Here is a 6,127-nt window from a genome sequence, read left to right as displayed (position 1 = left end):
AAGTTAACTCCGGTACAAAAATTTAAAACGCCTATATTTTGACAAAAATATGCTTTTTATACTGCACTCAATCTTGTAATCCAAATAATCTTACAATAATGGATATACGTTTTTTTAAATACCAGGGCACGGGAAATGATTTTGTACTGATAGACAATCGTGACGGTAAATTCAGTAGTGGGGACACTCAGTTGATCAGTATGATATGCCACAGGCGTTTTGGCGTCGGGGCGGACGGTTTGATGCTACTTGAAAGGTCGGACAAGTCTGCTTTCAATATGCGTTATTTTAATAGTGACGGCAAGGAATCGACCATGTGTGGAAACGGAGGACGGTGCATCGCTGCATTTGCAGTTGACATTGGCGTTGCGCCGAAAGGAAGATACTTCACTTTTTCAGCGGCAGACGGCCATCACGAAGCTTTGGTTGATGGTGACATGGTAAGTCTGAAGATGATTGATGTTGAAGGATTTGAGGAAAGTGATGGTGGTTTGTTTCTGGATACAGGCTCGCCTCATTTTGTCATATTTGTTGACGAGCCGTCTTCGGTTGATGTTGTTAAAGAAGGTCGTTTTTGGAGAAATCATGAACGTTTTTCTCCGGGAGGGACAAATGTAAACTTTGTTGGCCCTGTTAAGAATGGCGAAGTGAATATGCGTACCTTTGAGCGGGGGGTAGAGGATGAAACATGGTCGTGCGGAACCGGGGCCGTGGCTTCAGCAATTGCAACGCATATTCAAAATAAAAGCGGAACCAATTTTGTTATGAATGTTCCGGGCGGACGCCTGAATGTAAGTTTTGTACCCAAAGATAACGACCGGTTTGAGAATATCTGGCTGAAGGGGCCGGCAAAGTTTGTATTTGAAGGGAGATTGAATTATGGATTTTAAGATTGTTTCTGATTTTCGTCCGACCGGCGATCAGCCCGAAGCAATAAATCAGCTAACAGAGGGAATCAATAACGGGGTGCCGTTTCAAACTTTATTGGGCGTAACCGGTTCGGGTAAAACATTTACCATAGCCAACGTCATCGAAAGAGTCCAAAAACCTACTTTGGTACTGAGTCATAACAAGACCCTGGCTGCTCAATTATATGGGGAGTTTAAAAATTTTTTCCCGGAAAATGCGGTGGAATATTTTGTGTCGTATTATGATTACTACCAGCCTGAGGCTTATATTCCCGTGACCGATACATATATCGAAAAGGACCTTTCGATCAACGATGAAATTGAAAAATTAAGGCTGAGTGCCACTTCTGCTCTTTTGTCGGGCAGGAGGGATGTTATTGTCGTTTCTTCGGTATCCTGCCTTTACGGAATTGGTAATCCTGAAGATTTTCATGCCAATGTTATACCCCTGGAAACCGGACAGGAAATCGGGCGTAATAAATTTTTACGTCAATTGGTGGAGGCTCTTTATTCGAGAAATGAAGTAGAGTTTAACCGGGGAAATTTCAGAGTGAAAGGAGATACTGTTGAAATTTTTCTGGCGTATGCCGATCATGCCTGTCGTGTTATTTTCTGGGGCGATGAAATTGAATCGATAGAAACTTTTGACCCTGTTAATAATGTAACAATTTCATCAGTTGATCAAATATTGATTTACCCGGCAAATATTTTTGTCACTACAAAGGAAAGAATAAATCAGGCGATCAGGGCTATTCAGGATGATCTGGTGAAGCAGGTAGCCTTTTTTAAGGATATGGGGAAACACCTTGAGGCCAAACGACTGGAGGAGCGTGTCAATTACGATCTGGAAATGATAAGAGAGCTTGGCCACTGCTCCGGTATTGAAAATTACAGCCGTTACTTTGATGGCAGGGCTGAAGGAACCCGTCCGTTTTGCCTTCTTGATTATTTCCCAGATGATTTTCTGACGATTATTGACGAAAGCCACGTTACATTGCCCCAGATCAGGGCCATGTATGGTGGCGATTACAGCCGGAAACAAAATCTCGTGGAGTACGGCTTCAGGCTGCCGGCTGCACTGGATAACAGACCTCTGAAGTTCGAGGAATTTGAGAATATGACAAATCAGGCCATTTTTGTCAGCGCTACCCCCGCTGATTATGAGATTGAAAAAAGCGAAGGCGTTATTGTTGAGCAGGTGATCAGACCAACCGGACTTTTGGATCCGCAAATTGAAGTAAGGCCAAGTCTGAACCAGATAGATGATCTTTTACATGAGATACAGTTACGGGTTAAAGCAAAAGAGCGGGTGCTTGTTACAACGTTAACCAAGCGAATGGCCGAAGAACTCACTAAATATCTTCAAAGACTTGATGTAAAAAGTGAATATATCCATTCTGATGTGGATACCCTTGAACGGGTAAAAATTATGGAAAGTTTACGAAATGGTGAAATTGATGTGTTGGTGGGTGTTAATCTTTTAAGAGAGGGGTTGGATTTGCCGGAAGTTTCACTGGTAGCCATTCTGGATGCCGATAAGGAGGGGTTTTTACGTTCATCGAGGTCACTGACACAAACAGCAGGCAGGGCTGCCAGGAATTTGAACGGTCTGGTGATAATGTATGCAGATACCATAACCAGATCCATGCAGGAAACAATTGATGCGACAAATTACAGAAGAGAAAAACAGTTGGCATACAACGAGGAACACGGAATAACGCCGGCAGCTATTGTTAAAAAGCTCGGTAGTGCTTTTGCCGGTAATGAGAGCAAGGTTAAAAAGGCGGAATCTTATGCTTACTCCGGTCCGGAGGATCAAGGGGTGGATGTTGCCGCAGACCCTGTACTTTCATATATGACAACAGACAAACTGGCAAAAGCCATCGCACAAACCAAAGAAGCCATGCAAAAAGCAGCAAAAGAACTGGACTTTATTCAGGCTGCACAATACAGAGATGAAATGTTTCGTCTTGAAAAATTGATGGAAAAGAAAAAGTGAGTAAAGTTGCGCGGCGGCATTTTAGGCATAGCTGCAAATTACATGCAAGGCTTTATAAATATCCTTATGTAAATCTTGCCAAGTTCGTTTCATTAAAAGAAAAGAAATCCTTTCTTTTTTCTTCTCCGGGCCGGACTTCTTTTTGATTTGGATTGATAATAACTTCGTGTTTTGATATAACTTTTGCGGTTGTATTTCGGATCGTTGGAAAATTTGCTGTCCTGAATGATGAAAGTAACACCCAGGGTGAATGTATAATAGAAATCGCGGGGTTTTGTTGAGTGTGGATTTACACGGTTTTCCCAGTCTTCATAAGTGTTATACCAGACATCATGCACATCGAGTTGATCGGTGAAAGGAAGCGTTCCGTCCAATTCAACATTGAGACTTAAGACCGGATTGATCCAAATCGTTGTACCTCCGCCCATCGATACCATGGGAGCAATTCCTGATGCCGATCGCCATTCATCCCCGGGTGTGCCCTGACTGGCAGGTCCCCAATATTCGGTAGCGCTGAAGTAAATAAGACCTGTATTCAGAAAAGCATAAGGTTGCAATGTTCGTTCTTTAAAATAACCTAAAATATGATTTAATGGCCTGTAGGCACCACCAACACTGAATTCTGCATAAATATTGTCAAATTCGGCATACATAAGTCCGGAAGATGGAAAGACCTGCTTCCCCTGCATTTTTCCACCAATCAGTTGGGTGCGAACAGACAGAAATTCATTCATTTCACGGTCGGCAAGTACTCCAAGGGAATAACTGCCGCGTGATTCATCTACAAGGTCGCCAAAAAACATATTATAACCTCCCCGCGGAGTAATGGTTAACCCCTCCAGAATATTAATACCATTCCTTCTTTGAGCAGTTAAAGGAAGTGATAATATTAATGCAAAGATTAATAATATTGTTTTCTGACCTTTATTCATGTAAATAGATAAAGTTTGGCGTTATATCGCGACCGTAAAAATGGGAAAAACTTTATTAATACAAAAATAGCATACGTTGATTTCGCTTTAATTGTGTCAAATTTAGACGCTTTTTTTACAAATTGCCGGAAAAGTTATTTAACCGGTGACAATTTTTACATGTAACGGCAATTTGGACACCTTATTGTGGTCAGCTAAGATGTCTGCATATTAATATACTTCATCAAATTGCTTTTATTTCTGTACGAAATAAATTCGCGGCCTTGCGGTGTGTACAGGTAGTCTATTTCGTCGCTGAAATATTCTTCCACCTTTCGCCGTACTATTTTCATTGTGCTGTTCAACATTTTATTAGCTTCAGTGAATGGTTCGGGAAGAATGATCACTGCTGCCGGCAGCCATCTTTGCGGAAACATATTTTCCAGCTTTCCGCCTTTTTTAAACTGTGCCAGCTGACTTTCAACAGCTTTTAAAGTTTCCTCAAGTTTTTGATCTTCTGTAAGGTTTTCGTCCAGTGATTTAAAAAACTGAATAATTTTTTCCTGATTGGGTACAATTAATCCCACAGTATAAGGGTTCTGGTTGTTATGCAAAACAAACTGATCAATTAAGGGGCAGTGATCGATAACCGCCTCTTCTATCCCTTCAGGACTGTATTTTTCCCCATCCGATCCTATTAAAAGGCTCTTAAACCGGCCCAAAACGTAAAGGTAGCCTTCATGGTCAAGATAGCCCAGGTCGCCCGTATAAAGCCATCCATCTTTTATGGTCTCTTTCGTGGCTTCTTCGTTTTTCCAGTAACCCGGCATCACGTTTTCACCTTTAACGACAATTTCTCCTGATCTGCCATTGGGTAATTCGTTGCCCTCTTCATCGCATATTTTTATCTCAAGATTATTTACCACCCGGCCGGAGGATCCCATTTTATGGTGGTCGGGGGTGTTGGCCGATATAATTGGTGCAGCCTCGCTTAGTCCGTAGCCCTGATACATAGGAATACCGAGGGCATAGAAAAATTTTTGGAGATCGATATCAAGAAGCGCACCGCCGCCGATAAAAAACTGCAAATTCCCGCCGAACCCTGACCGAATGGTTTTGAACAGAATATTGTCAAATAATTGATAAAGAGGATATGTCAGTTTTTTCAATCCTTTTCCTCTGTTATTGCCTGTTCCGTTATACCAAATAGCATATTTCATGGCAATTTTGAAAAGTGTATTGGCCGTTTTGCCTTTTGCCATTACACCTTTTTCGATGTTTTTTCTGAAATTTTTAGCGATGGCCGGTACACTCATCAAAACGTGAGGTTGTATTTCAAGAATATTGCTCGCAAAGTTTTTCAGAGTTTCTATTTGTGTCTTCCCGGCTTCTACTGACGCAATAGATGCTCCCCGGTACATAAAAGCATACAGTGCTGCGGTATGCGCAAAGGCATGATCCCAGGGCAGAACAACAAGGGTACGGTAGTGAGCCGGGATATCTATATAACTGAAAGCCTGCTCTACGTTGGCTGTATAGTTACGGTGACTAAGCATAATACCTTTGGGCCGGGCTGTTGTTCCGGATGTGTACGAAATATTGGCGATGTCGTTGTAGTGAACTTCTTTTCTCCGGGCTTCTGTTTTTTCCCTGTTTATTTTTAAAAAATCGTTCCCGGCTGCATAAACATCACTGAGAAGGACCTCTTTGGGGGACAATTCGGTGACATCATCGAATACAATGATCTTTTCTACGCCTGGAAGCTCATCAATAATCTGCCTTATTTTATGCAATTGATAGCCGGAAACAAGTATCATTTTGCTCTCAGAATGCACGAGACGAAAGATCATATCCTGGTCGGCTCCCAGTTTTGTAGACAGTGGTACATTAATTGCTCCACAGCGCAGAATGGCTAACTCAGATATTAACCAGTCATTGCGGCCTTCTGAGAGTAGTGCAATCCTGTCGCCTTTTTCGACTCCCAAAGCCAGTAATCCTGAAGTCAGCGTTATAACCCTTTCATGCGTTTCTTTATAGGTCATGGATCGAAATCTTCCATCCCTTTTTTCCCATAAGAGGGGGTGGTCGCCATATTTATCTGCTTTTTCTTCGAAATAGTCGATTATGCTGATCATGATAAATTTAAGTTTTATTGGCCTATCAAGGGAGTCTGTCCCCTGTCTGATACAAAAGTAAAAAAATCAACCATAATTCCTGAGCCCAGTCTAAAAAGCATCTTTGTTGCCAAACTCGTTGTTGTTTTAAATTTTTGCATCCTCATTAACAAAAAGTTAACTTCGGTACAAAAA

The 6,127-nt window shown here is 41.8% G+C and carries 4 protein-coding genes; 2 read left to right on the top strand and 2 right to left on the bottom strand.

The features are described 5' to 3' along the window. The first annotated feature begins 98 nt into the window (after window positions 1–98). The gene (gene dapF / locus ATH1_RS0116665) at window positions 99–890 is read left to right on the top strand and encodes a diaminopimelate epimerase (protein ID WP_010424465.1); all 792 of its coding nucleotides are present in this window, start codon (window positions 99–101) and stop codon (window positions 888–890) included. After that, window positions 880–2,907: an excinuclease ABC subunit UvrB gene (gene uvrB / locus ATH1_RS0116660; protein ID WP_010424464.1), complete on the top strand. Its 2,028-nt coding sequence runs from the start codon at window positions 880–882 to the stop codon at window positions 2,905–2,907. The genes dapF and uvrB overlap by 11 nt, the downstream gene beginning before the upstream one ends. A gap of 92 nt (window positions 2,908–2,999) precedes the next feature. Here uvrB and ATH1_RS0116655 read toward each other — a convergent pair whose 3' ends face one another. After that, window positions 3,000–3,839, bottom strand: a complete 840-nt coding sequence (locus ATH1_RS0116655; protein ID WP_010424463.1) for a hypothetical protein — start codon at window positions 3,837–3,839, stop codon at window positions 3,000–3,002. Window positions 3,840–4,033: 194 nt separating this feature from the next. Continuing rightward, window positions 4,034–5,953, bottom strand: coding sequence for an AMP-dependent synthetase/ligase (locus ATH1_RS0116650; RefSeq protein WP_010424461.1), 1,920 nt, complete (start codon window positions 5,951–5,953; stop codon window positions 4,034–4,036). Between the last annotated feature and the right edge of the window lie 174 nt (window positions 5,954–6,127).

It is taken from the genome of Anaerophaga thermohalophila DSM 12881, assembly GCF_000191885.1.
Classification (GTDB): Bacteria; Bacteroidota; Bacteroidia; order Bacteroidales; family Marinilabiliaceae; genus Anaerophaga; species Anaerophaga thermohalophila.
The sequence above is the reverse complement of the archived record's forward strand: the minus strand, read 5'-3'. Positions and strand labels throughout refer to the sequence as shown.

What these genes read in the sequence shown, in the direction of transcription:
- dapF (WP_010424465.1), top strand. Translation starts at nt 99, where the DNA reads ATGGATATACGTTTTTTTAAATACCAGGGCACGGGAAATGATTTTGTA.
- uvrB (WP_010424464.1), top strand. Translation starts at nt 880, where the DNA reads ATGGATTTTAAGATTGTTTCTGATTTTCGTCCGACCGGCGATCAGCCC.
- ATH1_RS0116650 (WP_010424461.1), bottom strand. Translation starts at nt 5,953, where the DNA reads ATGATCAGCATAATCGACTATTTCGAAGAAAAAGCAGATAAATATGGC.
- ATH1_RS0116655 (WP_010424463.1), bottom strand. Translation starts at nt 3,839, where the DNA reads ATGAATAAAGGTCAGAAAACAATATTATTAATCTTTGCATTAATATTA.